The following is a 25,954-nucleotide window of genomic DNA, read 5'->3' as shown; positions in this document are numbered from 1 at the left end:
CCGCTCGGCTACACCCCGATCACACCCCGGAGCAATCCTCATGACCGCAATTCCCGCTGCCCCCACGCCGGGCGCAGCGCTGCCCGCCCGCACCGCGCAGGTGGATGTCGTCTCGATCCAGTCCCAGGTCGTCTACGGCTATGTCGGCAACAACGCCGCCATGCCGGTGTTCCGCAAGGCGGGACTGCGCGCGATTGCGCTGCCCACCGTCATCCTCAGCAATACGCCGCACTATCCCACGCTGCACGGCGGGGCGGTGCCGCTGGACTGGTTCGAAGGCTTGCTGCAAGGATTGAACGAACGTAGCGTGAGCCAGGTGGCGCGCGCGGTGGTCTGCGGATATCTGGGGCAGCCGGGGCAGGCCGGATTGCTGGCGCGATGGCTGTCGGCCGTGCGGGCCTCGCGTCCTGAGCTGCGGGTGTTCATCGACCCGGTAATGGGCGATCGCAATGACGGGCTCTACGTGGACGAGGGGCTGGTCGCGCAGTATCGCGATCTGCTGGTGCCGCTGGCCGAGGGCATGACGCCCAATCATTTCGAGCTGGAATTGCTGGTGGGCCGCGCGCTGTCGTCGGTCGACGAAGTGGTGACCGCCGCCCGCGAGTTGATCGCGCGCGGGCCGCAGTGGATCGTCGCGACCAGCGCCGCGCCGATGACGGCGGCGCCGGGCACGTTGCAATTGGTGGTGGTCACGCGGGACGACGTCACGGTGGTGACTCACCCCGAGATCGCCATTCCGCCGTCGGTGCATGGCACGGGCGACGTGTTCATGGCGGGCGTGTCGTCGCGATTGCTGAACGGCCTGACGCTGGTTCAGGCGGTACGCGAAGCCGCCGCCCAGGTCACGGTGACGCTGCAGCGCACCCGCGAACTGGGCTGGGAAGAACTGGCCGCCGAGGGCTAACCGCAGGCGGGGCCCGCCCCGCCTGTTGCGTCTTTAGTACGTCTTGTACGGCAGGAACTTGCCGCTCATCACGATCTGCACGCGGTCGCCCTTGGGGTCGGCCTCGCGCGACAGGTCCATCTTGAAGTCGATGGCGCTCATGATGCCATCGCCAAACTCTTCGTTGATCAGCGCCTTGAAGGTGGTGCCGTAGACGTTGATCAGTTCATAGAAGCGGTAGATCAGCGGGTCGGTGGGCACGGTGGTGGGCAGCGAGCCCTTGTAGGGCACGACCTGCAGTTGCACGACGGCGTCAGCGGGCAGGTCCAGCACGCGGGCGGCGGCCAGCGCCTGTTCCTCGGTCATGGTCATCTGGCCCAGCAGCGCGGCGGTGGTCCATTCCTTGCTTTGACCGACGGCTTCGGCGATGGCGCCCCACGAGAGCTTTTTTTCCAGCTTGCGGGTGACGACGAGTTCGGTGACTTCAGCGCGGGACATCATGGTGGTTCACTCCTTGTGGATGGCCTTGTCGACCAGGAAGTCGACGAGATGGTTTCGGATGTCGTAATAGCGGGGTTCGTGATGCAGACTGGCGCGCGTGCGGTCGCGCGGCAGGTCCACGGTGACGGATTCGGCGATGCGGGCGTAGGGCCCCGCGCTCATGAGCAGGATGCGGTCCGACAGCAGGATGGCCTCGTCGACGTCGTGCGTGATCATGAAGACGGTCTGGCGGGTTTCCTGGACGATGGCGCGCAGTTCGTCCTGGATGGCGCCGCGGGTCAGCGCGTCCAGCGCGCCAAAGGGTTCGTCCAGCAGCAGCATCTTGGGCTGGATCGCAAAGGCGCGGGCGATGCCCACGCGCTGCTTCATGCCGCCGGACAGTTCGCAGGGCTTCTTGCCGGCGGCGTGGCCCAGCCCGACCATGTCGAGGTAACGCTGGCTGTGCGCGCGCACCTGTTCGCGGCTGTAGGCCGGCCAGCGCGAACGCACGCCGAATTCCACATTCTGTAGCGCCGTCAGCCACGGCAAGAGCGCGTGCGCCTGGAACACGACGCCGCGTTCCAGCGACGGCCCCGAAATCTGGCGGCCGTCCATGATGACGATGCCTTCGTTGCTGTCATCGATGCCGGCCAGCACGTTCAGGATGGTGGTCTTGCCGCAGCCGGAGTGGCCGATGACGCAGACGAACTGGCCCTTGTCGATCTGGAAATCGATGTTCTCGAAGACGGGCGGCTGCGGACGGCCATCGCGCCCCGGGTAGCGCTTGCCCAGCCCTTGGACCTGCAGGAAAGATTGGCTCATGCGCGTTACTCCCGATAGCTCACCAGCCGCGCGGCGCGTGCCAGCAGGTTGTCCAGCAGCATGCCAATCAGGCCAATGAAGACGATGGCGCAGATGATGTTGGAGATGGACAGGTTGTTCCATTCGTTCCAGACGAAGTAGCCAATGCCGGTGCCGCCGATCAGCATTTCGGCGGCCACGATCACCAGCCAGGCGATGCCGACCGAGATGCGCATGCCGGTCATGATGGTGGGCGCGGCGGCGGGCAGGATGACCTGCAGCGCCGTGCGCAGCCGCGACACTTCCAGCGTGCGCGCCACGTTCAGCCAGTCCTGCCGCACGGCGCCCACGCCGAACGCGGTGTTCACCAGCATGGGCCACAACGAGCAGATGAAGATCACGAAGACGGCGGAAGTGTTGGCGTCCTTGATGGTGTAGAGGGCCAGCGGCATCCACGCCAATGGCGAGATCGGCTTGAGCACCTGGATGAACGGGTCGAACGCGCGGTACACCGTGCGGGACATGCCGATCAGGAATCCGAGCGGGATGGCCACCAGCGCGGCCAGGCCGAAGCCCGTCAGCACCCGCGCCACGGAGTAGCCCAGCTGGATGCCGATGCCCTTGTCGTTAGGTCCGCGGTCGTAGAAGGGATCCTTCAGGTGCTGCCATAGCTGCGCGCCGACCTCGGCGGGACCGGGGAACGGCGTCTTGGACCCGCTGGCCGCGGCGTTGCCGACCAGCGCGGCGTAGGCCGGGTCCACCGTCGCCTCGCCCGCATCGGGGCGGGTGGCGGCGTGCCAGAGCAGCAGGAACGCCAGGAACAGGGCGATCGACAGGAACGTGGCCCGCCAGTGTTGCACGGACCCCATCAGGTCCTCCGGATCTTGAAGCTGGCGAGGTAGGCCTCGGGCTGGCTGGGATCGAAGGGCTTGCCCATGACGCTGAAGGTCTTGCCGGTTTCGGCGGGCGGGGTGAGGCCGGCTTCGCGCATCAGGCGCACGGCATCGGTGGCCAGGAAGACGTCGCTAGCGACCTTTTGATAATCGACGTCGCCCTTGACCTGGCCCCAGCGCTTCATCTGCGTCAGGATCCACACAGCGAACGACTGCCAGGGCATGGGATCGAAGTCGATGCGGTTGGGATCGGTCAGCACCTTGCCCAGGCCGTCGGCGTAGGTGCCGGTCAGCACCTGTTCTACCACCGTGACGGGCTGGTTCAGGTAGTTGGGCGCGGCGATGGCGGTGGCGATTTCCTTGCGGTTGGCCGGATTGCGGGCGTAGGCGGTGGCCTCGATGATGGCTTTCAGCAGAGCCTGATAGGTGTTGGGCATGGTGGTGACGAACTCCTTGCTGGCGGAAAACGCGCAGCAGGGGTGGCCGTCCCAGATGGCCTTGGACAAGGTGTGGATGAAGCCCACGCCGTCGTACACGGCGCGCTGGTTGACGGGATCGGGCGCGAGGAAGCCGTCGATGTTGTCGGCGCGCAGGTTGGCCACCATTTCGGGGGGCGGCACGGAACGGATCTGCACGTCGGTGTCGGGATCCAGGCCGTGTTCGGCCAGGTAGTAGCGCAACAGGTAGTTGTGCATGGAGTAGTCGAAGGGGACGGCGAACTTGAAGCCCTTCCAGTCCTTCGGGTCGCGGCGGTCCTTGTGCTTCATGGACAGCGTGATGGCCTGGCCGTTGATGTTCTCGACGGCGGGCATGGTCCACGGCACGGCGCGGCTGGCGCCGACACCCATCGAGATGGCGAGCGGCATGGGCGACAGCATGTGGGCGGCGTCATACTCGCCGGACATGGCCTTGTCGCGGATGAGCGCCCAGCCGGCGGTCTTGACGACTTCGACGTCCAGGCCCTGTTTGCCGTAAAAGCCCATGGGGTGCGCCATGATGATGGGCGTGGCGCAGGTGATGGGGATGAAGCCGACCTTGAGCTTCTGTTTCTCCAGCGGGCCGGCGGTCTGCGCGAAGGCTTCCTTGGCGGCGGCAAGCGGGAAGATCGACGCGATGGCGGCCATGGCGGTGCCGCTGCCGACGGCACGCAGGAAGCGGCGGCGCAGCGCATCCTGCGGGAACAGGGCGCGCATGACGGCCTGTTCAACGGCGCTGCCGGCGGCGTCGCCCTGCGAGATGGCCTGCGTGGCGCGCTCGTGTTCGGCCTGCGAGGCGTGGCGTCCGCAGCCGCATGCCAGGCGGCTGTTGGCGTCAAACGGGTTGCTGAAAAGGGACATGGTGGCTCCTTCGGTCGGGAATGGAGCCATCATGGGGCTGGCCGGCGGCGGCCGGTATCGCCGGTTCAACGATACGCGTGTAGGGGGCTTACTACGTGGTGCGCGGGTTGCGCCGGGATAGTGCGGCAGGCGCTCAGATCGCACCCAACTGGTGCGTGTTGGCGTAGGCGACCAATTCCACCAGCGTGCGGACGTTGAGCTTTTCGAAGATGCGGCTGCGGTAGGTGGAGATGGTGTTGACGGACAGGGCAAGCTGTTCGCCAATGGCCGAGACGGAGCGGCCGGCCACCAGCAGCTGCAAAACCTGGAATTCGCGGTTGGACAGCAATTCGTGGGGCGGGCGGGAGCTGTCCTGGCGCACGGTGTGGGCGAGCAGTTCGGCAACCGTGGGCGTGACGTACATCTTGCCGGCGGCGGCGTTGGTCAGGGCGGCAAGCAGTTCTTCGGGCTCGCAGCCTTTGTTCAGATACGCATGGGCGCCGGCGCGCAGGGCGCGGACGGCGAACTGGGATTCGGGGTAGACGGAGAGCATGACGACGCCCAATCCCGGATGATCGGCGCGCACGCTTTTCAGTACATCCAGCCCGTCGCGCTCGCCAAGGGCGACGTCCAGGACGATGGCGTCGTAGTGGGCCTGGCGCAGGGCGCGCAGGGCGGCGGGGCCGTCGGCGGCTTCGTGGACAAGGGCGACGCGCGGATCTTCTTCAAGGATGCGGGCGAGGCCGCGGCGGATGATGAGATGGTCGTCGACGATAAGCAGGTTCAGGGGCATGGCGCGGTTTCCTTCAAGCGGCCAGCGGGTTCAGGCGCAGGCGGGCGCGCATGCCGGCGCCGGGGGCGCTGTCCAGTGCAAGATCGCCGCCAATGGCGCGGGCACGCTCGCGCATGCCAAGGATGCCGAAGGTGTGGCGGTCTTCGGGCAGTTGCATGCCGACGCCGTCGTCTTCGACAGTCAGCACCAGGCCGTCGGCGCCCCAGACGGCGCTGACGCTGACGCTGCGGGCGCGAGCATGCCGCTGCACGTTGGTGAGCAGTTCCTGGACGATGCGGTAGATGGCGATTTCGGCGTTGCGGTCCAGGCGCAGGCTTTCGGTGTCGGGCGGGCAAAGGTAGCGGCACTGCAGCCCGCTGCGGGTCTGCAGGTCCTGCAGCAGGGCTTCAAGGGCGGCCCAGAGGCCAAGGTGGTCGAGGACGACGGGGCGCAGGTCGTTGAGGATGCGGCGGGTGGCGCCCATGGCGGTCTGGGTGACTTCGAGCATGCGGTCAAGGTGCGCCTGGAGGTCGGGCGCGGCGCTGAGCTGGCGGCGCAGCCAGTTCAGGTCGAGCTGCAAGGCGGTGAATGAGGCGCCAAGATCGTCGTGGATGTTGCGGGCGATGTGGGCGCGTTCTTCTTCGCGCAGGGTGCTCAGGTGCGAGGACAAGCGGCGCAGGGATTCGTGGGCGGCGCTGAGTTCGGCGGTGCGTTCGCCGACGCGGCGTTCTAGCAAGGCTTGGGTGCTTTGGAGTTCGCGCTCGATCTGTTTGCGGGCGGTGATGTCTGAGAAAGTGACGACGGCGCCGACGACTTCCTGGTCGTTGCGGATGGGGTAAGAGGCGTATTGGGCGTCAAAGCAGGTGCCGTCGCGGCGCCAGAGCACTTCGTCGTCGGCGCGTTCGCCACGGCCGTCGCGGAAGGCTTTGAAGATGCGGCAGTCGTGGACGGGCATCAGGGTGCGGTTGGCGTGGGAGTGATGAATGAGGTAGTGCATGTTGCGGCCTACCAGTTCATCGGGGGTGTAGCCGAGCATGTCGGCGCCGGCGCTGTTGATGAAGATGCAACGGCCGCGCAGGTCGATGCCGTAGATGCCTTCGCCGGCCGATTCGAGCAGCATTTCAAGCTGGCGGCGCCAGGCGGCGTGGTGCGAGAGGTGCTTCAGGTCGGCGAACATGAATGGCTTTGCTTGTGCTTTATCTGTCCGGAGCTAGCGGCCCGGATCCCCTTGGTGCGCGGTGTTTTCAGGTGCGCTTTGGGGCGGAGTTTACGGGACGGGGTTGGAGTTTCGGGGGGATTGAGGGAAATCCCTTTGTTGGTTTTCTTTGGTGGTTTTTGTCGGTGGTTGTTTCGGTGGTTCTTGCGGCGGCTGGGGTGGGTTTGGTGCGGGTTCTTGAGACGCCCGGCACGGCGGCGGCCTGGGTGCGCGGGGCTACGATTGCGGTCCGGAGCCTTCGCTCCGGACTGCCCCGTCGTCATCGTCGTTGTCGCCTTCGGCGACTGCCTTCCGATTCCCTCGGCGCATCTACACGCCCCGCGCACCCAGGCCGCCGCCGCGCCGGGCTGCGTCTTTAGTGGGCGTAAGAGAGCTGGGGCGGGCGGTTTGCTTGGCGTTCTGTTGTAGATCTGCCGGCGTACGGAAGATCTTGCGGGGCTGCCAGATGTCGGCCGCGCGGGCGGCCTTATCTGGCATTCGGGTGTCTTGCGTCGGCGCTTGATATCGAGGTGTCTACCAAGGTGTCTGACACCCGTTGAATTGTCGTCACGGGCCGACGCCCCTCTCTCCCGGGTGTCTGACACCGTCTCGCCAACAGAGATAGACCCCAACCGCGCGCACAAAGCAAATCGCCGGCCTTTCAAGCCGGCGATTTTCATTCAACGATTCCGTGCCGCGTTAGGCCCTTACGGAATCAGCGACAGGCCCACGCGGAACTGGCTTTCGTTGCGCTGGTTGTAGCCCAGCAGCGTTTCGCCGTAGCCGTTGAAGTACTGCAGGTGCAGGTAGCCGTTCCAGTTCAGGAACGTGCGTTGCAGCGGCCAGGCGAAGTCCAGTTGGGTGGTGCGGCGGCGTTGGTCGCCCTGGCGGTACATGGCGGTGACGACCGCGCCGTTGTCCTGGGCCCAGCGCAGTTGCCAGTCGACGTGGCCGGCGTAGGCGGAGTAGTCGCTGTTTTCGTTGGCGACGGCGAAGTAGGCCTTGACCTTGGGGGCGAAGGTGAGGGTGCTGCCGCCGTCGAAGCGGTAGTGGAAGCGCGGTTCGATGTAGCCGTCGTTCAGGGAGCGCGAGTCTTCGCCGTCCTTGCCGTTGGAGGCATGTTCGACGCCGACGTTCATGCCGATGCGCCACTTCTGGTTTTCGGATTTCCAGACGTCGTCGGAGAGCCAGAAAACGCTGGGGTTGAAGGTGGTGTCGATGAAGGGCTTAGAGTCGCTTTCCAGGTCCCAGAGCGAGGTCTGGGTGTAGCCCAGGTAGAAGTCGTCGTGCCAGGTGTCTGCGCTGCCGCGGGGGCTGATGAGGCGGTATTTGGCGCTGATCTGGAAGCGGGCGGTGGTCAAGCCGCGGGTGCCGACGGCGAAGTAGACGGGTTTGTAGGCCGAGAAGGCGCTGCGGAACTTGTCGAAGGCGGCTTGTTCGACGGTCTGTTCGACGGCGGCGGCGGGGGCGGGGCCGGCTTCGGGCGAGGCGCCTGCCGCGGCGACTGCGGCGGGCGGGACGGGCTGGCCGCTGCGGGCGTCGACGACGGGGGTTTGGGCGGGCGTGGTGGCCAGGGTGCCGCTATCGCGGCCGGTGGCGTCCAGCGCCATCATGGACGGTTGGCCTTCGATGGAGACGGCTTGCAGGCCGCGCGCGGTGGCGGGCACTTCGGCGGTCCAGGACATGCGGGCGAAGTTGTTGACGGGCACGCTGTAGTTGTCGCGGCCGCTTTTCAGTTTGGCCAGGCTGCGCACGATCTGGCCGTTGGGGCTGCGCCACTGGAGGACGAGTTCAGGCGGGGCCTGCCAGTCCACGCGCGAGCCCCCTTCGTTGAAGAACACGGCCTCGATGGTGACGGTTTCGCCGGGCGCCGCAGAGGGACGGTCCAGTCGGTAAGACACGCCTGCCGCGGCGGAGCCGGCCGCGCCCAGGGCCAGGAGGGCGGCGATGAGGCGGGTAGTGGGAGAGCGATGAAAGGGACGGCTGGAGGTCATTGAGGACGTGTATGGTTTTTGTGATGAGGCAATGTAGCACCGTCCCCGGCAACAGTTTGTAAGTCAGGCTAATTGGTTGTATGGGCTGTAAGCAATGCGAAAACCCCGCGCATTGTCGACAATGCGCGGGGCTTGGAGAAAGGTGTTGGGCGAAGGCGCTGCGCGGCGGATCCGGCAGGCCTTGCGGCAGGGGGATCGGCGGTTATTCGCCGAATTTGATGCCTTGGGCCAGCGGCAGGTTGCGCGAGTAGTTGATGGTGTTGGTGGCGCGGCGCATGTAGTTGCGCCAGGCGTCGGAACCGGACTCGCGGCCGCCGCCGGTTTCCTTTTCGCCGCCGAAGGCGCCGCCGATTTCGGCGCCGGAGGTGCCGATGTTGACGTTGGCGATGCCGCAGTCGGAGCCGGCGGCCGACAGGAAGGTTTCGGCTTCGCGCAGGTCGTTGGTGAAGATGGCGGACGACAGGCCTTGCGGCACGCCGTTCTGCATGGCGAGCGCGTCGTTGAAGTCCTTGTAGCGCATCACGTAGAGGATGGGCGCGAAGGTTTCATGGCAGACGACGTCGGTCTGGCCGGGCATTTCGGCGATGGCGGGGCGCACGTACCAGGCGTCGGGGTATTGGTCGGCCAGCACGCGTTCACCGCCGGTGACCTTGCCGCCTTGTTCGCGTGCAGCGGTCAGGGCAGCCTGCATGGCGTCGAAGGAGGCGCGGTCGATCAGGGGGCCGACCAGGTTGCCGCTGTCGAGCGGGTTGCCGATGGGGGCGCTGGCATAGGCCTTGTGCAGGCGCTGGACCAGTTCGTCGGCGATGCTTTCGTGAACGATGAGGCGGCGGGTGGTGGTGCAGCGCTGGCCAGCGGTGCCGATGGCGCCGAAGACGATGCCGCGCGCGGCCATGTCCAGGTCGGCGGTGGGGCCGACGATGATGGCGTTGTTGCCGCCCAGTTCCAGCAGGACGCGGCCGAAGCGCTGCGCGACGCGCGGTCCGACCTGGCGGCCCATGCGGGTGGAGCCGGTGGCGGATACCAACGCGACGGTGTGCGAGTCGACCAAGGCTTCGCCGACTTCGCGGCCGCCGATCAGGACTTCGGACAGGCCGGCGGGGGCGTCGCCAAAGCGTTGCACGGCTTGCGCGAAGAGGGCCTGGCAGGCAAGGGCCGTGAGCGGCGTCTTTTCAGACGGCTTCCAGACGACGGCGTTGCCGCAAACCATCGCCAGCGCGGCGTTCCAGGACCAGACGGCGACGGGGAAGTTGAAGGCGCTGATGACGCCGACGACGCCCAGCGGATGCCACGTTTCCATCATGCGGTGGCCGGGACGCTCGGACGCGATAGTCAGGCCGTAAAGCTGGCGCGACAGGCCGACGGCGAAGTCGCAGATGTCGATCATTTCCTGCACTTCGCCTTCGCCTTCGGCGACGATCTTGCCGGCTTCCAGGCTGACCAGGCGGCCGAGTTCCTGCTTGTGCTGGCGCAGGGTTTCACCGAACAGGCGGATCAGCTCGCCGCGGCGGGGGGCGGGGACGTCGCGCCATGCCAGGCTGGCTTGGCGGGCGCGGGTGATGGCGGCGTGGGCCTGGGCCACCGTGTGCTCATGCACCTGCGCCAGCTCGGCGCCGTCGATCGGGCTGCGGGCGATCAGGGTGCCGCCGGTGAGCGCACTGGAATTGAGTCCGAGATTGCGCAGGATGTCTTGAGGAGTGTCCATGCCGGTTCCTTCGATGCCTTGCGAAGTCAGCGTCTTCGCTTAAGGGTTATGCCTAAGTGGCGATTCTGGAAAAAAATTTACTATACGAAACTATGACGTGAAATGCGAAATATTTTTGAGGTGCCCTGCACCTGAAGGTGAATTCGTGGCCGAACCCTTGCTCGTAGTTCAGGCAGTCAGAAAGACCTATCAGCGCGACGGGCATCCCCCGCATCTGGCGCTGGATGGCATCGATTGCCAGCTCGAACGCGGCGAGGTGATGGTGGTGGTCGGTCCATCCGGCTCGGGCAAGAGCACGTTGCTGCGCACCTTGAACGGCCTGGAAAGCATCGACAGCGGCAGCATCCACGTCAACGGCGTGTCGCTCACGGACCCGGCCACCGACGTCAACCGCTGGCGCACCGACGTGGGCATGGTGTTCCAGCACTTCAACCTGTTCCAGCACCGTACTGCGCTCGACAACGTGGCGCTACCCCAGCGCGTGGTGCGCGGGCGCAGCCGCGCCGACGCCGAGCGCTACGCCCGCGAGCTGCTGGGCCGCGTCGGCATGGCGGAATTTGGCGATCGCTATCCCAGCCAGCTGTCCGGCGGCCAGCAGCAGCGCGTGGCCATTGCGCGCGCGCTGGCGATGGACCCGCAACTGATGCTGTTCGACGAGGCCACGTCGGCGCTCGACCCCGAGACGGTGGGCGGCATTCTTGAATTGATGCGCGCCTTGGCGCGCGACGGCATGACGATGGCGGTGGTGACGCACGAAATGGGGTTTGCCCGCGACGTGGGCGACCGCGCGCTCTTCATGGATGCCGGCCGTATCGTGGAAATGGGCACACCCGACGAAGTGTTCGGCCACCCCAAAGAGGCGCGCACCCGCGCTTTCCTGGAAAAGATTCTGTAGTCCCGCCGGTCCGGCTTATCCGGGCGCTGCCGGCGCGATGTGCCTTGCCCGGAACGATATGGGTCCAATCACCAAAGGGGTTAGAAATGCTGAAGATCAAACAATGGCTGGGCGTGGCCAGCGTCGCCCTGGCGGCCGCCACCGTGGCCCTGCCGGCACAGGCGGACGAACTTTCCGACATCATCAAGCGCGGTGAATTGCGCGTGGCGGTGCAGACTTCCGGGCCGCTCATGAGCTTCATGGACAAGTCGGGCAAGCGCACGGGGCTGGCGGTGGAAGTGGCCAAGCGCATGGCGGACGACCTGGGCGTGAAGCTGGTGCTGCAGGATTATGAATGGAAGGGCCTGTTGCCCGCGCTGCTGTCGGGCAAGGCCGACATGGTGGCCGCGGACATGACGCCCACGCCGCAGCGCGCCGCGCAGGTGCTGTTCTCGCTGCCCATGTTCTACGCCGACACCGTCGCCGTGGTGCCCAAGGATTCCCCGTACAAGAACTTTGCCGAACTGAACAAGTCCGGCGTCACCGTCGGCGCGCTGGGCGCCAGCACCTATGCCGAAGTCGGCAAGAAGATGCTGCCCTCTGCCACGCTGAAGGAGTTCTCGGGCGGCAGCGCCCCGGTCGGCCAGGCGCTGTCCAGCGGCCGGCTGGACGCGGGGATCATGTCGCTGTCCACCGCCAACCAGTTCCTTGTGGACTTCGGCAACCTGCGCGTGCTGGAAGGCGTCATGGTGCGCGAGCCGCTGGCGTTCGCCGTCGGCCCCAACGCGTTCCGCCTGAAGTTCTGGCTGGACAACTGGCAGACGCTGAAGACCGCCGACAACTCGCTGCCGGAGCTGGTGAAGTACTGGTACTCGACCGATTGGAAGAAAGACCACTGATCGGAGACGGGACCGCCCATGGACTGGCTGATCGATTTCTATAACTGGCGCATCGTCAGCCAGTACACGGGCCAATTTGCCGAAGGCCTGGCCAATACGCTGATCGCGGCGGGCGCGAGCCTCGTGCTGTCGGTGCTGGCCGGGGTGCCGCTGGCGCTTGCCCATATGTCGTCCCGCGGCGCGGTGTGGCGCCCGGTGGCGGCCTATGTGCAATTCGTGCGCTCCACGCCGCTGCTCGTCCAGATTTACCTGGTCTATTACGCGGTGCCGTACCTGGTGCCCGGCGCCAAGGGCTGGAGCGAGATGGTGCTGGGCATCATCGCCATGACCGTGCACCACGCTGCCTACATGAGCGAAATCATCCGCGTCGGCATCGAGTCCGTGCCGCGCGGCCAGATCGAAGGCGCCAAGGCCTGCGGCATGAACTACCACCAGCGCCTGCGCTACGTGGTGCTGCCGCAAGCCTTCGCCAATACGCTGCCGCCGCTGTTGGGCCAGACCGCCGTGCTGATCAAGGACACCTCGCTGCTGTCGCTGATCACGGTGTTTGAACTGGTGGCCGCCGGCGTGCAGATGAACAGCGAACGCATCGTGCCCAACGAAGCCTTCCTGACCATCGCCGCAGGCTATCTGCTGATCTACTGCGTCATGCTGCTGCTGTCCAAGGGCGTAAGCCTGTGGCTGGCCGGCCCGGCCTGGAACGCGAGGTAACCATGCTGGAATCCTATCTCTCCACCGCCGGCGTCGTCTTGCCCTTTCTGCTCAAGGGCTTTTGGGAAACGCTGAAGATCTCCTTCGTGGCCATCATCGCGGGGTCGCTGCTGGGCTTTGTCATCGGCGTGATCCGCAGCTACCGCATCCGCGGCGTGCATCAGATCCTGGGTCTCTACATCCACATCCTGCGCGGCACGCCATTCCTGGTGCAGCTCTATATCTTCTACTTCGTGCTGCCCAGCTCCGGCATTGAAATGCTGCACTGGGATTCCGGCACGGCGGCCTTCGTGGCGCTGTCGGTGTACACGTCCTGCTACGTGGCGGAAATCGTCATGGGCGCCATCCAGGCCGTGCCGCGCGGCCAGACCGAGGGCGCGATGACGCTGGGACTGCGACCGCTGCAGATCCTGTGGCTGGTCATCCTGCCGCAGGCCATGCGCCTGATCGTGCAACCCATGAGCGGCGTCTACGTCATGCTGATCAAAAGCACCGCCATCCTGTCGGTCGTCGGCATCACCGAACTGACCCGCCAGGGCGAAGTCTTCATCATCACGTTCCCGGCGAAATCGCTTTTCATCTACGGCATGATCGCCGCCATCTACTTCATCTACTGCTACCCGCTCCTGCGCCTGGCCAACTGGCTGGAAAAGCGCCTGACCGGGGGCCTGCAAGGCGCGGGCCTGCACTGAGCGGACACCATGGTCTCCGAGTACATCGACACCTACTACAAGCGCACGCTCGCCGACAGCGAAACCTACTATCCGCCGCTGGCGGGTGCGGCCAGCGCCGACGTCTGCGTGATCGGGGCTGGCCTGGCGGGCCTGTCCACCGCGCTGGAACTGGCCCGGCGCGGACGCAACGTCACCCTGCTGGAGGCGCGGCGCATTGCCTGGGGGGCGTCGGGCCGCAACGGCGGCTCGGTGTCGCCGGCCTTTTCGGCCGGTGCCGACGCCATTCGCAAGCACGTCGACGAAGACCACTACCGCCAGCTTTACCGGCTGTCGATGGAAGGCGTCGAGATCATCCGCAACAATATCCGCGATCTGCGCATCGCCGACGCCCACAAGGTGGACGGTCGCCTGCGCGTCGTGCGCTACGAGGCGACCGACGCGCTGCGCCAGTGGTGCGACAGCCAGCAGCGCGACTTCGGACGCGACGTGCGGCTGCTCTCGCGCAGCGAGGTCCGCGAACGGCTGGTGTCCGACGTCTACTTCCAGGGCATCGAAGACCCGTCGTCCTTTCACTTCCATCCGCTGAACTACGCCCGCGCGCTGGCCCGCGAGTGCGTCCGGCTGGGCGTGCGAATCCATGAAGACTCGCCGGTCGTGCACGCCACGCTCGACGGCGCGGTCAAGCACCTGAAGACCGAACAAGGGCAGATCGACGCCGCCACCGTCGTGCTGGCCACCGGCGGCTACACCGGCGACGTCGTGCCCGCGTTGCGGCGCGCCATGCTGCCCATCGCCACCTACATCATGCTGACCGAACCGCTGGGCGACCGCGTCCGCGAAGCCATCCGCAGCAACGCCGCCATCGGAGACGACCGGCGAGCCGGCAACTATTACCGCGTCCTCGATGGCGGCCGCATCGGCTGGGGCAGTAGAATCACCACCCGTGTCGACGACCCGCCCGATCTGGCCGAGTCCCTGCGCCGCGAATTGCTTGGCGTCTACCCGCAATTACAGGGGGTGCGCGTTGAGGCGGCGTGGTCGGGACGCATGGCCTACGCGCGGCACCTGATGCCGCAGATCGGGCTGCTGGGCCCGGGCGTCTGGTATTGCACGGCGTTCGGCGGCCACGGCATGAACACCACCTCCATAGGCGGACGCGTCGTGGCCGAGGGGATCACCGGCGACACGCAGCGCTACAAGCTCTTCGAACCGTTCGGGTTGGCCTGGAATGGCGGGAGCCTGGGCACGGCGGCGGTTCAGCTGACTTATTGGTCTTACCAGGCGCGCGATTGGTGGCGTGAACGTCAATCGCGGGGCTGATTATTGCGGGCCTGATTATTCAGGCCCGACTACTGCGGGCATGACAGGGTGTAGAGAATGCAAGGCAACAAACAGAGCGCATTGGCACAACGGCTGCGAGCCTTGCGCCAGGCGCGCGCGTGGACCCTGAAGCAGGCGGCCGAGGCCACCGGCGTGTCCGCGTCGACCCTGTCAAAGATCGAGAACAGCCTGCTGTCCCCCACCTATGACAACCTGATCAAGATCGCCGCCGGCCTGGACCTGGACGTCGCCGAACTGTTCACCGCGTCCGACGCCCACATGGGCACCGGCCGCCGCAGCCTCAGCCGCCAGGGCGAAGGCCGCCAATACGAAACCCCGTACTACGACCACCGCCTGCTGTGCACCGCGTTGTCCCACAAGCGCATGATGCCGTTCCACACGCGCGTCAAGGCCCGCTCCTTCGACGAATTCCAGGACTGGAGCCGCCATGGGGGAGAGGAATTTGTCTATGTGCTGGAGGGAGAGGTGCAGCTCTATACCGAGTTCTATGAACCGGCGCGGTTGAAGGCGGGGGAGAGCTTCTATATAGACAGCCGCATGGGACACCGGGTGATCAGCCTGAGCCCGGAGGATGCGATCGTGCTGTGGGTGTCCACGCATACGGACATTGGTGAGGAGTAGGGCGGGACCCGCTAGGACGCGCCCGGTTAAGGGGCGACGAACTTTTTTCCGCAACAGGGTAAAATGCGCGGCCCGGACAGGTTCCGGGCGTCTTCACACCGCGCGGCAGTAGCTCAGCTGGATAGAGCACGGGCCTTCTAAGCCTGAGGTCGGGGGTTCGAGCCCCTCCTGCCGCGCCAGAATGGCTAGGAAAATCAAGCCATTGCGTGTCCTTGAAGTTCGTTAAGAAAGCAATCATTAGAATAAAAATGCTTGCGTTAGAACTTCACTCTGTCGCAGAGGCCTTCTTCACCACCCGCCTGTCGTAGTGTTTGTGAGTCGTCGCCGGGTTCGCGTGGGCTGCGAAATCGTACGCATCATGGTCACCGTTTTGGATCTTCGTCGTGATCGCCGCAGGGCGCACATCCTGCAGATTGAAGTAGAGCGGATGGTCGGTTAAGGACTTCTCCGTCACGGCTTCGTCCACGGACTTGATCCACGCCAGTTGCGCGTCCTTCCAACTCGAGGCCCAGCGATGGCGCGTGTACGAATCGGAGCGCTTCGTCGGCGCGAACAGGTAAGGGCTGCTGGTGTTCTTGCGGTCGAGCGAACGGGCCACCACCACGTGCAGTCGCTTCGACCACTCGCGCACCTTCAAGACTTCGACCTGGCCCTTCTTCCTCTTTGTGGACAGCACCGTCACGCCTCCAGGCGACAGGCCTGATTTGAGAAACGGGCGAGCCTCAGACGAGCGAAACCCGGTCAGATAGGTAAACATCGCGGCGCAGCCCATCGTCCGGTAGTTTTCTCGCTGCTTCACGGACCATACATAGAAGCGAAGAACCTGACTTCGGTCGATGATCTTCGCCTTGCTATCCGAACGATTCTTCATCATGTTGACGAAGGGATTCGCGGCTAACAGGCCCCATCTCACGCCGAAGTGACAGATGACTGAGAATTGGCTCAACTCCTTGTTGGCTTTGATCGGTGCGCCGGCGGCTGCGCGATCCTCAAGGTACTGGTAGCCATGCTGGGGTATCAGTTGGGACGGCGCCATCCTGCCAAAGAACTTCGTCAGGTTGGTGGGCGTAGCCTGGATCGGACTCCGTTAACATCTGGACAGCATTAACTAGCAGAAGGGAATCAGCATGCTGCGCGATTTGGGTTGGTCCTTCTACAGCATCCTTGCGCTGATTTGCGGTGTTGCTACCGCCTGGTTGCACTGGTGGGTAGTGATGCACGAGGGACTTTGGCCGTACATCATCTTTGAATTGATCCCCGGGCTTCCCGGGGTGGCATCCGGTGTCTATGCCATACAGCGAGATGGCAGCAAGGTAGCGTGGGCCGGTGTGCTGCTGTCGTTGTCGCCGCTGGCGACTTGGCTCAGTGTCTGACAAGTGTCTTCTCAGACATTTCCTCAGTGCTGGGGGTGAAATTGAGGCCGAGGGACGGGCGCATGGCTGCCAAAGTTCAACTCGCCCCGTCCCCTTCCGCCAATGCCTCAGTGACAGCCCAACCCAACCCCGCCGCCTCACAAAAATATAGTGGATTAAATCAACTAATAAGCCTATAGTCGCTCCGTGGCCGCGGCTTCTTGCGGTGACAGCAACCGAACGATCAGGAGCAGGCATGACCCGGACTTATCACACGATTCTGTTTGACGTGCAGGACCATGTCGCCACGGTGACGTTGAACCGGCCCGAGAGTCGTAACGCGCTCAGTTCGCAGATGTGCGCAGAGCTGGTGCATGTCATGGAGGCGATCGCTGCCGACCCCGGCGTGCATGTGGCGCTGATCATGGGCAACGGCCCGGCGTTTTGCGCGGGCGCTGATCTGAAAGAGCGCAAGACCATGAACAACCAGGAGATGACGGCGCGCCGCGTGCAGGGTTTTGCCGCCTATGCCGCCATTGAACGCCTGCCGCAGCCTGTGGTGGCGGTGGTCCACGGCCCGGCGTTTGGTTCGGGGTGCGAGATCGCGGGCGCCTGCGACTTTGTGTTGGCCTCCAGCGAGGCCGTGTTCTGCTACCCCGAAGTGGGCTGGGGGACGGTGGGCGCGACGCAGCGTCTGCCGCGTATTGCTGGCGCTCGCAAGGCCAAAGAGCTGTTGTTTACAGGCCGCCGTTTCGACGCCGCCGAGGCGCGCGAGATCGGGCTGGTCAACCATGTGTATGCGCCCGATGCGCTGCGTCAGGAAGCGCTGGAGATGGCGGCGGCCATGGCCCGGGCCCAGCCGCTGACGATGCGGTTGAGCAAACGCAGCATCGACCAGGGGCTTGCCACGACGCGCGAAGGCGCGATGGCCATCGAACTGCTGGCCATTGAGGAAAACCTGCGCGGCACGGATTGGCAAGGCGCCATCGCCGGCTTTGGCAAGGAGCCGCAAGCATGAAGACGATGACGCTGGCGGCCGAATTGGCGCAGACGGTGGCGGCGCGAGGCCAGCAAGAGGCCTTTGTCGCCCCGGGCGAACGTTTCAGCTGGAATGAACTGGCCGCCGGGGCGCGGCTGCGCGCGCAGGCGCTGTATGCGGCCGGTGTGCGCCGAGGCGACCATGTCGGCATCTTTCTCGGCAATGGCGGCGACTGGCTGCAGCTGTTTTACGCGTGCGCCCTGATAGGCGCGGTGACGGTGCCGGTCAATACCCGCTTCAAGACGGAAGAACTGGCGTTCTGCCTGCAACAGGCAGACGTCAAGCTGTTGCTGACGGCCGATACGTTTCTGGGCATCGACTTCCTGGATCTGCTGCAAACGGTGGAGCCCGCCCTGGCTGAGCGCCTGCCCGGCGCGGTGCTGCCGAGGCTGGGGAAAGTGGTGGTGCTGGGCGATCGCGGGATGCCGGGCACGACCGCCTGGGCAGACTTCATCGAAGGCGCAACCCGTGCCGATGCCGCCGGCTTTGATGCCGCCATGCGCGCCGTCAGCAGCGACGATGTGCTGCTGATTCAATACACGTCGGGCACGACGTCCTTTCCGAAGGGCGTCATGCTCACCCATGCCAATATGCTGGGCAACGCGGCGGCGGTGGCGCAGCGCATGGGCGTGCAGCCGGAAGATCGCTATTTCAGTATCCGCCCGTACTTCCACGTTGCCGGCACCACGCTGTCCATTCTGGTGAGTCTGGTGACGGGATGCTGCCTGCTGACCTTGCCGCGTTTTGAAGTGGGCGAGGCCTTGCGCATGCTGGACGAAGAGCGCTGCACGCTGACGTCCGGCAACGACACCATCTTCCTGATGCTGATGGGGCACCCCGATTTCGACCGGCAGCGGATCCATTTGCGAGGCGGTTGGGCCGCGGCAGGTCCCGAGGTGATGCAAAAGATCCGGGATGTCATGGGCGTGCCCTCGGTGTGCAACGCCTATGGGCAATCAGAGGCTTCGCCCAATATCGTCATGTCGGCCTGGGATGATGCGTTTGCGCTGCGCGCGCAGGGCTGGGCCTTGCCGCATCCCGGCATGGAAATCCGTCTGGTCGATCCAGCCACCGGCGCGGTGGTGGCGCCTGGCGGGCAAGGCGAGATCCAGGCGCGTGGCTGGAGCGTGATGAAGGGCTATTACAAGATGCCCGAGGCAACCGCTCGCGCACTGAGCGCGGACGGTTGGCTAAGCACCGGCGACCTGGGCGAAATGGATGCCGAGGGCCGTTTGCGCATGGTGGGCCGCTTGAAGGACATGTTCCGGGTCGGCGGTGAAAACGTGGCGCCCGCCGAGGTTGAAGAGGTCCTGCATGGTCATCCCGCCGTGCGCATGGCGCAGGTGGTGGGCGTGCCGGACGCGCGGCTGGGCGAAGTGCCGGCCGCCTTTGTGCTGCTACGTGAAGACCAGCAGGCCGAGACCGCCGAGCTCATCGCCTGGTGCAAAAGCCGTTGCGCCAATTTCAAAGTGCCGCGCTATCTGGAAATCGTCGATACCTTTGAGAACATCGGCATGACCGGGAGCTCCAAGGTGCAGAAGAACAAGTTGCGCGCCCACGCGGTCAGCCTGTTCGGCCTGGGAGAAAAGCCATGACGCGCGACGTGGTGCTGTGCGAGTGTTTTGCCCGCGATGGCCTGCAGCATGAGCCGGATTTCATTGCGACCGGCGTCAAGACCGAATTGGTCGACGCGTTTGCGGCGCTGGGCTTCGAGCGGGTGGAGGCAACCTCGTATTCCAATCCCAAGGTGGTGCCGCAGTTTGCCGATGCCAGCGAGATGCTGGCCGCGCTGCCGCGACGGGACGGCGTCTGGTACAAGGCGACCTGCGCCAATGAGCGCGCCGTGCAGCGGGCGCTGGCCGATCTGGAGCAGGGGCTGGGCGCCAACGAGATCAGCTTGCTGGTATCGGCCAGCGAGTCGCATTCCGAGCGCAACCTGAAGCGCAGCCGCGCGGATCAATGGGACAACATCGCCGGGATGGCCAGGCTGGCCAGTGGCCGATTTCGCATGATCGGCACGATCTCGGTGGCGTTCGGATGCCCCTTTGAAGGCGCGGTCTCGGCCGATAGCGTGCTGCGCGATGCCGAGCGTTACGCCGCGCTGGGGGTGGATATCGTCACGCTGGGCGACACCACCGGCATGGCCACGCCGCAAACCGTGCGCGAGTTGTATGGCGCCCTGCAACGCGAATTCCCGCAGCTCACGCTGGTGGCCCATTTTCATGACACCCGCGCAACCGGCCTGGTGAATTACGTGGCGGCGTTGGACGCCGGCGTACGCTGGTTCGATTGCGCCGTCGGCGGCGTGGGCGGGCATCCGGCCAAGGTGAAGTATGGCGGGGGCCATACCGGCAATGTGGCGACCGAAGACCTGGTCAACCTGTTTGAATCCATGGGGGTGCGCACGGGCCTGGACCTGGGCGCGCTGGCTGTCGTGTCGCAGCGTTGCCGCGCGGTGCTGGGACGCGACCTGCACAGCCGCGTGGCCGACAGCGGCTTCAATCCGCTGATCCGCGCCGGCGCTTGAGCGGCGTTTGTATATCATGCCCTCGTCACCGCAACCGCTCCAAGAGAACTCCATGGCAACTCGAAGCAAGCTTTCCTCGGGCCGTCCCGCGCCCGCCGCGCTCAAGGAGCTGTTTTCCTATCGCTTGAACCGGCTGGCCTACGTGTCCAGCCGCATTGCGGCGGGCCTGAACGAAAGCCGCTATGGCGTGGGCCCGCGTGAGTGGCGGATCCTGGCCTTGCTGGGCGCCGCGCCCAATATGTCCTTGAACGCACTGGCTCGGGAAGCCAACATCGACAAAAGCCAGGCGAGCCGCACGGTGTCCGACCTGATCGACCGCGGCCTGATCGAGCGCTGCGCGGATGCCCAGGATGCGCGCGGGGTCAACCTGGACCTGACGCGCGCTGGGAAAAAGCTCTATCAAGAGATGTTTCCGGCTGCCGTTGAGCGTAACGAGGAGATGCTGGCCGTGCTGAGCGAGGACGAGCGCGAGGTGCTGGAGCGTGCCCTGGAAAAGATGACGTCGCACATGCTGGACATGCTCAATGACTTGAAGGCCGAAGTGCCGGCCCGCCGCGGCCGCGGCGTCCAGCCGCGCTGAGGCGATTGCCTGTCCAAGACAGGCTTTCTTTTATTCATAAAGTTGATTAAGTCAATTAAATAGAGGCAAAACCATGGCTGAATTGATTGTCGAGAACCAAGGCGCGGTGCGTGTGCTTCGGCTGAATCGCCCGGAGAAGCACAATGCGCTGAACACCGCCTTGACCGCCGGGTTGCTGGCCGCGCTGCGCGAGGCCGATCAGGATCCGGCGGTGCGCGCCATCGTGCTGACCGGCAATGGCAAGTCCTTTTGCGCCGGCGCGGATACGACGGAGTTTTCGGCGCTGACGCCCGAGCATCCCGAGGCCGTGCTGGCGCGCGCCAGCCTGACCACCGATCTGCATCTGGTCTTCTCGCGCATGAGCAAACCTGTCATTGCCGCCGTGCATGGCAATGCGCTGGGCGGCGGCGCTGGACTTGCGCTGGCGTGCGACATGGTGGTGATGGCCGAGGACACGCGCTTTGGCTATCCCGAACTGCGTCACGGCATCGTGGCGGCCGTGGTGATGGCCAATCTGGTGCGGCAGCTGGGCCGCAAGCAGGCCTTCGAGCTGGTGGCCATGGCCGAGCCCATCGACGGCCATCGGGCGGTGGCGTTGGGGTTGGCCAACCGGGCCGTGCCCGCCGCCGATGTCATGCCGCAGGCGCTGGCCTTTGCCGAGCGTCTTGCCGGGTGGGAAGCCGCCGCCATGGGCCTGACCAAGCGCGCGTTCCATCGGTGCGCTGACCTGGGGCTGGAAGACGCGCTGGGGGTGGGCCGCGATGCCAACGTCATCATGCGCGTTTTCCGTCAGGGGGCGTCGCGATGAAGCCGCTTGATGGCATCACCATCCTGGATTTGTCGCGGGTGCTGGCGTGCCCTTTCGCGTCGATGATCCTGGCCGAATTGGGCGCCACGGTGATCAAGGTCGAGCAGCCCGATGGCGGCGACGAGACACGCGGATTCGAACCCAAGGTGCACGGCGAGGACGGGGACGAGTCGGCGTATTACCTGGCCTTCAACCGCAGCAAGCAATCGATCACCGTCAATTTCCGCAAGCCCGAGGGCCAGGAGGTGATACGCCGGTTGGCGCAGGATGCCGATGTGGTGGTCGAGAATTTTCCGGTGGGCACCCTGGCGCGTTACGGCCTCGACAAGGCCCACATCGCGCCGGGAAACCCGGACTTGATCTATTTCTCGTGCACCGGCTTTGGGATGACCGGGCCCTACGCTCCGCGTAAGGGCTATGACACGGTGTTCCAGGCGATGGGCGGGATCATGAGTCTGACCGGCGAGCGCGATGGCGGACCGGTGAAGCCGGGATTGCCGGTGGCCGACCTGACCTCGGGCCTGTGGGCCGCGATTGGCATCTTGTCCGCCCTTGTCGGGCGCGAGCGTACCGGGCGCGGGTGCCATATCGATTTCTCGATGCTGGACGGGCAGGTGGGTCTGTTGTCGCTGGCGGCGGCGCGCTATTTCGCCTTGGGAGAGGTGCCGCCGCGCATGGGCACGGAACATCCTGGCCGGGTGCCGTCGGCGGCGTTTGAATGCCGCGATGGCAAATGGGTGCAGATCACCGGCAGTGATCAACACTGGAAACCGCTGTGTGACCTTCTGGATCTACCGCAATGGGGCGCGGATGCCGAATTGGCGCGCAATGCCGTGCGGGTAGCCCGCCGGGAGGAAGTCATGGCCGGTTTGCAGGCTGCCGTGGCCCGGCTGGATCGCGACGAGCTTTGCCGCCGTTGCGATGCGGCAGGCGTGCCGGCCGGGCCGATTCTGGATGTCGGCGAAATCCTGAATAACGAGCATGTCCGCGCGCGCGGCATGGTCTCGAGCTATGAACATCCCCGCATCGGCCGTTTTGGCGCGGTGCCGGTGCCCTTCAAGTTCGAGGGGTATGAAGATCCGCAGGTCGAACGTCCGCCATTGCTGGGCGAGCATACCGACGAGGTATTGCGCGCAAGGCTGGGGCTGTCGGCCGAGGAAATCACGGCGTTAAGGCAGCTTGGCGCCATTTAGCAATACAAAAAAAGCATCCCGATGAGGATCAGGAGACAACGATGAAGACCTTGAAGCGATTGCTGTGCGGCCTGGGTGTCAGCATGATTTGCAGCGGTGCGAGCCTGGCGGCGGACGCCTACCCAACCCAGCCGATCACGCTGGTCAATCCTTATGCCGCCGGCGGCCCCGCCGATGTGCTGGGACGCGCGCTGGCGCGCGAGCTGGAAAAACAGTTGGGCAAGCCGGTCATCGTGGAGAACAAGGCCGGGGGCGGTGCTGCGATCGGCGCAAATTTCGTGGCGCGGGCCAAGCCGGATGGCTACACCCTGCTGCTGGGGACGTCGGCCGCGCATGTCGTGACGCCCTTGATCCAGCGGACGGCCTACGACGGCATCAAGGATTTTGCCTTTGTGACCATCGTGGCCAACCAGCCGAATATGCTGGTCGTGCGTTCGTCCTTGCCGGTGTCCACCTTGCCGGAACTGATCGCGCTGGCGCGCAAGGAGCCGGGCAAGATCAACTACGCGTCCGCGGGGCCCGGCAGTTCTCCGCATCTGGGCGGAGAGCTGTTCCGTCAGCAGGCCAAGGTCGACATCATGCACATCCCCTATAGCGGCGCCGCGCCGGCCATCAATGATCTGGTGGGCGGGCAGGTCGATATGGCCGTCCTGAACCTGGCGGCCAGCGTGCAGTTCATCCGCAGCGGCAAACTGAAGGCCCTGGCGTATGCCAACCCCAAGCGTTCGGCGCTGTTTCCCGATGTGCCCACCTTGGCTGAAGCAGGGGTGAGCGGCGCCGAATCGGCGTCGTGGTACAGCCTGGCCGCACCCAAGGGCACGCCGCAAGCGGTGCTTGAGAAATTGAACAAGGCCGTGCAGGCCGTGAACCAGTCGCCGGAGTATCGCAAGCTGATGGATGCCCAGGGTGTGGAGCTCTGGACACTGACGCCGCAGGAAGCCACCCAATACGTGGAAAAAGACCAGCTTGCGATGCGCAAGCTGGTGGACAGTGCTGGCCTGACGAAAAAGTAGGGCGCGCGCGGGGTGGCGGACTTGCGCTTCACCCCAGCGCGCTAAGCCGCCGGATCGCAACCAGCGTCTCTTGAACCAGGCGCTGCATCAGTTCGGCGGCCGGCACCAAGTCGCCGATCAGTCCCGCGCTTTGACCGGCTTCCACCTTGCCGAGGTCGACATTGCCTTCCAGCGCGGCCTGCTTCAGCGTGCTTTGCGCGAACAAGCCGTCCAGCGCTTCGTCGCTGCTGGTGCGTTCGGCGTTCAGGTACTGCTGTGCAAAAGCGTTGCGCAGCATGCGTACCGGCGAGCGGCCGCGGCCGACCAAGGTGGTGTCGCTGATGCCGGCGGCCATCACGGCCGCCTTGTAATCGGCGTGCACGCTCGCCTCGGGCGTCAGCAGGAAGCGCGTTCCCAGTTGCGCGCCAGCCGCGCCCAGGCACAGCGCCGCGGCAATGCCGGCGCCATCCGCGATGCCGCCTGCGGCGACGACCGGCAGGTCCACGCGCTGCACCGTTGCACGCAGCAGCACCTGTGTGGTGATCTCGTCAGGGCCTGGATGTCCGCCGGCTTCCAGGCCCACCGCGATCACGCCATCCACGCCCGCTGCTTGCGCTTTCTCGGCGTGGACGGGGCTGGCAATGACCTGCAGCCATTTCATCCCGGCATCGTGCACGCGGGCCAGATGCTCTTTCGGTCCGCCTTGCGAGGCAATGATGATCGGTGCGCCTTCGGCGATGGCGATGTCCAGATGTTCGCGCGCGCGCTTGTTGTACAGCGGGATGTTGACCGCATAGGGCGCGTCGGTCAGGGTGCGCAGCTTGCGCAGCGCGGCTTGCAGCGCCTCCGGGTACATCGGACCGGATGCCACCACGCCCAGGCCGCCGGCGGCCGACACGGCGGCAGCCAATTCCGCGTTGGAAGACGCCCAGCTCATGCCGGCTTGAATGATGGGGTATCGGATACCCAGAAGATGGGTCAGCTGCGTTTGCAAGGTCATGATGGCGTCTCGTCCGAAAGCAACCATTCTCGGACAAGTCGTTGATTTAATCAACTAAATCGCAACGTTACGCCGTCAAATTTACCGTCGCCCCATGCCGTACCACGCGCTTGGCCAAATCCCCGCCCACCCAGTAAGCCAACTCTGCCGGATGCGCAATATCCCAAACGACAAAATCCGCCACCTTGCCCGCCTCCAGCGTCCCGCGCGTCGCTGACAAGCCCAACGCCCGGGCCCCATTTGCCGTCACGCCCGCCAGCGCTTCCTCCGGCGTCATCCGGAACAACGTGCACGCCATGCTCAGCATCAAGCGCAGCGACAGCACGGGCGACGTCCCGGGATTCAGATCCGTCGAAATGGCGATGGGTACGCCGTGTTGGCGCAGCAGATCCACCGGCGGCAGTTGTGTCTCGCGCAGCGCATAGAAGGCCCCAGGCAACAGCACCGCCACCGTCCCCGCTTTGGCCATCGCCCGCACATCCGATTCGGTCAGGTATTCGAGATGATCCGCTGACAGCGCCCCATGGCGCGCCGCCAGGCTTGCGCCGTGCAGCGAAGACAGTTGCTCGGCATGCAGCTTCACGGGCAGGTTCAGCCGTGCCGCCGCCTGAAACACACGCTCCACCTGAGCAGGCGTGAACGCCAGATGTTCGCAGAAGGCGTCGACGGCATCGACCAGGCCCTCCGCCGCCAGGGCGGGCAGCATGCGCTCTGCAACGTCGTCGATGTAGTCGTCCGCACGGCCTTGGAACTCGGGCGGCAGCGCGTGCGCGGCCAGGCAGGTTGCCTGCACGGTCAGGGGCAGCGTCTGGCCCAGGTGACGGGCCACGCGCAGCATCTTGCGTTCGTTTTCCAGATCGAGCCCGTAGCCGGATTTGATCTCCAGCGTGGTGACGCCATCGCGCAGCAGTTGCAGGGCGCGGCGGCGGGCGCTGGCGTAGAGCTCGTCTTCGGACGCCGCGCGCGTGGCGCGCACGGTGCTGGCAATGCCGCCGCCCTGGGCGGCGATGGTGGCGTAGTCGACACCTTGCAGGCGTTGCTCGAACTCCCGGCTGCGGTCACCGCCGAACACCAGGTGAGTGTGGCAGTCGATGAGGCCTGGTGTGACCCACGCGCCGCCCAGGTCATGCACGTGCGCGGCGTCCACGTCTGGCAATTGGGCTTCGGGACCGATCCATTCGATGCGCTCGGCGCGGGTCACGATGGCTGCGTGTTCGATGATGGAATACGCGCCACCCGCCATCGTGGCCGCGTGGCAATGCCGCCAGACTTGTCTCATGCACTTCTCCTTCAGGCAGCTGCCT

Annotated in this window: 26 protein-coding genes and 1 tRNA gene; 16 read left to right on the top strand and 11 right to left on the bottom strand. The window is 65.3% G+C overall.

The genetic code is table 11. The annotated features are described in order from the left end of the window. The first annotated feature begins 40 nt into the window (after nt 1-40). Nucleotides 41-904: a pyridoxine/pyridoxal/pyridoxamine kinase gene (gene pdxK / locus V6V88_RS19525; RefSeq protein ID WP_175156995.1), complete on the top strand. Its 864-nt coding sequence runs from the start codon at nt 41-43 to the stop codon at nt 902-904. 33 nt (nt 905-937) lie between these two features. Here the strand turns inward: pdxK and cynS are convergent, their stop codons facing one another. The 8 genes from cynS to V6V88_RS19485 form a co-directional block, all read right to left on the bottom strand. After that, a complete protein-coding gene (gene cynS, locus V6V88_RS19520; protein ID WP_105241620.1) occupies nt 938-1,381 on the bottom strand; it encodes a cyanase in 444 nt (147 codons plus the stop codon). 9 nt (nt 1,382-1,390) lie between these two features. Further along, a complete protein-coding gene (locus V6V88_RS19515; protein WP_063954410.1) occupies nt 1,391-2,185 on the bottom strand; it encodes an ABC transporter ATP-binding protein in 795 nt (264 codons plus the stop codon). A gap of 5 nt (nt 2,186-2,190) precedes the next feature. Further along, complete coding sequence (gene ntrB, locus V6V88_RS19510) at nt 2,191-3,033, bottom strand: nitrate ABC transporter permease (protein WP_056323123.1); 843 nt, start codon at nt 3,031-3,033, stop codon at nt 2,191-2,193. Further along, nucleotides 3,033-4,394, bottom strand: coding sequence for a CmpA/NrtA family ABC transporter substrate-binding protein (locus V6V88_RS19505; RefSeq protein WP_063954406.1), 1,362 nt, complete (start codon nt 4,392-4,394; stop codon nt 3,033-3,035). The genes ntrB and V6V88_RS19505 overlap by 1 nt, the downstream gene beginning before the upstream one ends. A gap of 133 nt (nt 4,395-4,527) precedes the next feature. Continuing rightward, on the bottom strand, nt 4,528-5,166 hold the full coding sequence (locus tag V6V88_RS19500; protein ID WP_062842204.1) for a response regulator transcription factor: 639 nt from the start codon (nt 5,164-5,166) through the stop codon (nt 4,528-4,530). A 13-nt stretch (nt 5,167-5,179) separates the two neighbouring features. After that, nucleotides 5,180-6,322, bottom strand: a complete 1,143-nt coding sequence (locus tag V6V88_RS19495) for a PAS domain-containing sensor histidine kinase (RefSeq protein ID WP_142054100.1) — start codon at nt 6,320-6,322, stop codon at nt 5,180-5,182. 725 nt (nt 6,323-7,047) lie between these two features. Further along, the gene (locus tag V6V88_RS19490) at nt 7,048-8,334 is read right to left on the bottom strand and encodes a phospholipase A (RefSeq protein WP_338616030.1); all 1,287 of its coding nucleotides are present in this window, start codon (nt 8,332-8,334) and stop codon (nt 7,048-7,050) included. A gap of 202 nt (nt 8,335-8,536) precedes the next feature. Next, nucleotides 8,537-10,039 (bottom strand): aldehyde dehydrogenase family protein, encoded by a 1,503-nt coding sequence (locus tag V6V88_RS19485; RefSeq protein ID WP_062842201.1) that lies wholly within the window; start codon nt 10,037-10,039, stop codon nt 8,537-8,539. Nucleotides 10,040-10,184: 145 nt separating this feature from the next. Here V6V88_RS19485 and V6V88_RS19480 point away from each other — a divergent pair, with 145 nt between their 5' ends. From V6V88_RS19480 to V6V88_RS19450, 7 genes are all read left to right on the top strand, one after another. Further along, nucleotides 10,185-10,934, top strand: coding sequence for an amino acid ABC transporter ATP-binding protein (locus V6V88_RS19480; protein ID WP_338616028.1), 750 nt, complete (start codon nt 10,185-10,187; stop codon nt 10,932-10,934). A gap of 86 nt (nt 10,935-11,020) precedes the next feature. After that, entirely contained in the window at nt 11,021-11,812 is a 792-nt protein-coding gene (locus V6V88_RS19475; protein WP_223576376.1) for an ABC transporter substrate-binding protein, read from the top strand. A gap of 18 nt (nt 11,813-11,830) precedes the next feature. After that, nucleotides 11,831-12,523 (top strand): amino acid ABC transporter permease, encoded by a 693-nt coding sequence (locus tag V6V88_RS19470; protein WP_056323141.1) that lies wholly within the window; start codon nt 11,831-11,833, stop codon nt 12,521-12,523. 2 nt (nt 12,524-12,525) lie between these two features. Beyond that, the gene (locus V6V88_RS19465) at nt 12,526-13,215 is read left to right on the top strand and encodes an amino acid ABC transporter permease (RefSeq protein WP_056323142.1); all 690 of its coding nucleotides are present in this window, start codon (nt 12,526-12,528) and stop codon (nt 13,213-13,215) included. Nucleotides 13,216-13,224: 9 nt separating this feature from the next. After that, entirely contained in the window at nt 13,225-14,517 is a 1,293-nt protein-coding gene (locus tag V6V88_RS19460; protein ID WP_338616021.1) for an FAD-binding oxidoreductase, read from the top strand. Between the two features lie 57 nt (nt 14,518-14,574). Then, nucleotides 14,575-15,159: an XRE family transcriptional regulator gene (locus V6V88_RS19455; RefSeq protein ID WP_056323144.1), complete on the top strand. Its 585-nt coding sequence runs from the start codon at nt 14,575-14,577 to the stop codon at nt 15,157-15,159. Nucleotides 15,160-15,261: 102 nt separating this feature from the next. After that, nucleotides 15,262-15,338: transfer RNA gene (locus V6V88_RS19450), tRNA-Arg, on the top strand. A gap of 86 nt (nt 15,339-15,424) precedes the next feature. On the opposite strand, the gene V6V88_RS19445 is transcribed toward V6V88_RS19450, so the two are convergent. Continuing rightward, entirely contained in the window at nt 15,425-16,195 is a 771-nt protein-coding gene (locus V6V88_RS19445; RefSeq protein ID WP_338616019.1) for a hypothetical protein, read from the bottom strand. Between the two features lie 91 nt (nt 16,196-16,286). Between V6V88_RS19445 and V6V88_RS19440 the strand changes: the two genes are divergently transcribed. The 8 genes from V6V88_RS19440 to V6V88_RS19405 all read left to right on the top strand — a co-directional run bounded on the left by V6V88_RS19440 (nt 16,287) and on the right by V6V88_RS19405 (nt 23,671). Then, entirely contained in the window at nt 16,287-16,532 is a 246-nt protein-coding gene (locus tag V6V88_RS19440) for a hypothetical protein (protein WP_062842196.1), read from the top strand. A 235-nt stretch (nt 16,533-16,767) separates the two neighbouring features. Beyond that, entirely contained in the window at nt 16,768-17,529 is a 762-nt protein-coding gene (locus V6V88_RS19435) for an enoyl-CoA hydratase/isomerase family protein (RefSeq protein WP_338616018.1), read from the top strand. After that, entirely contained in the window at nt 17,526-19,145 is a 1,620-nt protein-coding gene (locus V6V88_RS19430) for an AMP-binding protein (protein WP_338616017.1), read from the top strand. Before V6V88_RS19435 ends, V6V88_RS19430 begins: the two co-directional genes overlap by 4 nt. Then, on the top strand, nt 19,142-20,077 hold the full coding sequence (locus tag V6V88_RS19425; RefSeq protein ID WP_223576372.1) for a hydroxymethylglutaryl-CoA lyase: 936 nt from the start codon (nt 19,142-19,144) through the stop codon (nt 20,075-20,077). Before V6V88_RS19430 ends, V6V88_RS19425 begins: the two co-directional genes overlap by 4 nt. Before the next feature lie 52 nt (nt 20,078-20,129). Continuing rightward, on the top strand, nt 20,130-20,657 hold the full coding sequence (locus V6V88_RS19420) for a MarR family winged helix-turn-helix transcriptional regulator (RefSeq protein WP_062842192.1): 528 nt from the start codon (nt 20,130-20,132) through the stop codon (nt 20,655-20,657). 73 nt (nt 20,658-20,730) lie between these two features. Beyond that, nucleotides 20,731-21,465: an enoyl-CoA hydratase/isomerase family protein gene (locus tag V6V88_RS19415; protein WP_338616015.1), complete on the top strand. Its 735-nt coding sequence runs from the start codon at nt 20,731-20,733 to the stop codon at nt 21,463-21,465. Nucleotides 21,466-21,527: 62 nt separating this feature from the next. Next, the gene (locus tag V6V88_RS19410) at nt 21,528-22,658 is read left to right on the top strand and encodes a CaiB/BaiF CoA-transferase family protein (protein WP_338616014.1); all 1,131 of its coding nucleotides are present in this window, start codon (nt 21,528-21,530) and stop codon (nt 22,656-22,658) included. Nucleotides 22,659-22,699: 41 nt separating this feature from the next. Then, nucleotides 22,700-23,671 (top strand): tripartite tricarboxylate transporter substrate binding protein, encoded by a 972-nt coding sequence (locus V6V88_RS19405; RefSeq protein WP_280001342.1) that lies wholly within the window; start codon nt 22,700-22,702, stop codon nt 23,669-23,671. A gap of 28 nt (nt 23,672-23,699) precedes the next feature. Here V6V88_RS19405 and V6V88_RS19400 read toward each other — a convergent pair whose 3' ends face one another. Continuing rightward, the gene (locus V6V88_RS19400) at nt 23,700-24,650 is read right to left on the bottom strand and encodes a nitronate monooxygenase (protein WP_280001343.1); all 951 of its coding nucleotides are present in this window, start codon (nt 24,648-24,650) and stop codon (nt 23,700-23,702) included. Nucleotides 24,651-24,717: 67 nt separating this feature from the next. Further along, complete coding sequence (gene hutI / locus V6V88_RS19395) at nt 24,718-25,929, bottom strand: imidazolonepropionase (protein WP_280001344.1); 1,212 nt, start codon at nt 25,927-25,929, stop codon at nt 24,718-24,720. Nucleotides 25,930-25,954 lie beyond the last annotated feature (25 nt).

The sequence above is a fragment of the Achromobacter sp. E1 genome (genome assembly GCF_037039475.1).
In the GTDB taxonomy this organism is placed as follows: Bacteria; Pseudomonadota; Gammaproteobacteria; order Burkholderiales; family Burkholderiaceae_B; genus Achromobacter; species Achromobacter mucicolens.
The sequence above is the reverse complement of the archived record's forward strand: the minus strand, read 5'-3'. Positions and strand labels throughout refer to the sequence as shown.